This is a genomic window from Mesorhizobium sp. M7A.F.Ca.US.006.04.2.1, assembly GCF_004022915.1.
GTDB classification, from domain to species: domain Bacteria; phylum Pseudomonadota; class Alphaproteobacteria; order Rhizobiales; family Rhizobiaceae; genus Mesorhizobium; species Mesorhizobium ciceri.
The window spans coordinates 1-2,035 of record NZ_RZQA01001001.1; the positions used below are offsets into that span (position 1 = coordinate 1).

Here is a 2,035-nt window from a genome sequence, read left to right on the forward strand (position 1 = left end):
GTCGATGACGATGGCCGCCGGGGCCGACGACGAGGTGCCGTCAGAGACGGTGAGCGAGAAGCTGTCGGTCTCGGTGACTGCCGGAACGTCCGTCGTCGTGCTGGTCAGCGTGTACTGATAGGCAGCAACGCCGGTTGCCGGGTTGTAGCCGGTGATCAGCAGCGTGCCGTGGTCGCCCTGGAAGACCGAACCGTTGAGGCTGCCAATGGCAACCGTGACGCCGCCGATGGTGACGCTCTGCACGTCGTCGAGCCCGTCGGCGTCCGACACCGTGAAGGTGCCTGTTGCAACCGTGCTGCCGTCGCCGGCCGCCGAACCCGCCGCCAGACCTGCTTCATAGACCTGGTCATGCGCGCCGGCCGGGTTGCCCTGGTCGACGACGATCTGCGGCACGTCGTTGGTGCCGTTGATGGTGATGGTCAGCGTTGCCGTATCGGTCTCGCCGTCGGCATCCTTCATCGTGTAGTTGAAGGTCTCGGTCAGCGTCTGGCCGGCGTCCAGCGCCTGCACCGCCGGATCGGCGTTGTTGAGCGTATAGGTGTAGGTGCCGTCGGGATTGGCCACGAAGGTGCCGTGCGCGCCCGTCGTCGAGCCATCCCAGCTGATGAAGCTCGTCGGCGTGTCGGCGCCCGGCTGGTTGTTGGCATGCAGGTCGTTGGTCAGCACATTGCCGTTGACCGGCGAGAGCGCGTCCTCGCTGATGCTGTTGGTGTCGTCGACCGCATTGGGCACGTCGTCGACGATGTCGATGACGATGGCTGCCGGAGCCGACGACGAGGTGCCGTCCGAAACGGTGAGCGAGAAGCTGTCGGTCTCGGTGACTGCGGGAACGTCCGTGGTCGGGCTGGTCAGCGTGTACTGATAGGCAGCAACGCCGGTTGCCGGGTTGTAGCCGGTGATCAGCAGCGTGCCGTGGTCGCCCTGGAAGACCGAACCGTTAAGGCTGCCAATGGCAACCGTGACGCCGCCGATGGTGACGCTCTGCACGTCGTCGAGCCCGTCGGCGTCCGACACCGTGAAGGTGCCTGTCGCAACCGTGCTGCCGTCGCCGGCCGCCGAACCCGCCGCCAGACCTGCTTCATAGACCTGATCATGCGCGCCGGCCGGGTTGCCCTGGTCAACGACGACCTGCGGCACGTCGTTGGTGCCGTTGATGGTGATCTCGACCGTTGTCGTCGAGGTGTCGCCGTCGCCATCGGTCAGCGTATACGTGAACGTGTCCGTCAGATGCTGGCCGGTGGTCAGCGCCTGGACCGCCGCAGCGCCGTTGTTCAGCGTGTAGCTGTAGTGGCCGTCCGCATCGATCGTGATCGAACCGTAACTGCCCGCCACGGCCGACCCGACATGGCCCGAGGCCGATGTGACCGTGCCTGCCTCGACGCCCGTTACCGTCGCCCCGTCCGCGCCCTTAACGTCGGCGACGCCGTCCGTCACATTCGCGTCCGCGCCGCCGCTGGCCGTGATCACGTTGCCGTCCGCGACCGTCGCGCCGTCTTCCGTCACGCTGTCCGTATCGGCAACCGCGGTCGGCACGTCGTCGACGATGGCGACGGCAAAGGTGGTGCTGGCCGAATCGCCGTCGACGTCCGTGACAGTGATGCTGAAATTGTCCGGAACCGTGTCGTTGGGATCGAATCCGTTCGTGTGCTCGGGATGAGTGACCGATTCGGTCACCGTGTAGTTATATTCGATGGCGCCGGTGCTCGGATTGTAGGAGACAATCGTCAGAAAGCCGAAATCGCCAGGAATCTGCTGGCCGACGCCGGTGACGGCGACACCGTTGATAACGATCGACCCGATTCCATCCGGTGCGTCGATGCTGATCGTTCCGATGCCTGAAGTTTCGGAATTGCTTGGCGCGTCGCTGCCGGGCGATTGTGTCTGGTTGCCATCGAGGCCGGTCTCACTGGCCGCTTCGGTCGGGGCAAGCAGTGACGTGGCCACCACTGAAACCGGCCTGTCGACGATGGACGGGAACAGTTCGCGGCGATCCAGAAGCCCAAACTGCAAGGCGGTCGGCGGCAGCAATGCCGAC

At 65.3% G+C, this 2,035-nt stretch carries 1 protein-coding gene; it reads right to left on the minus strand.

Annotation, left to right across the window (positions count from 1 at the left end):
* Positions 1-2,035: VCBS domain-containing protein (locus EN925_RS33395; RefSeq protein ID WP_206633068.1), on the minus strand; the 2,035-nt coding region annotated here is incomplete at both ends.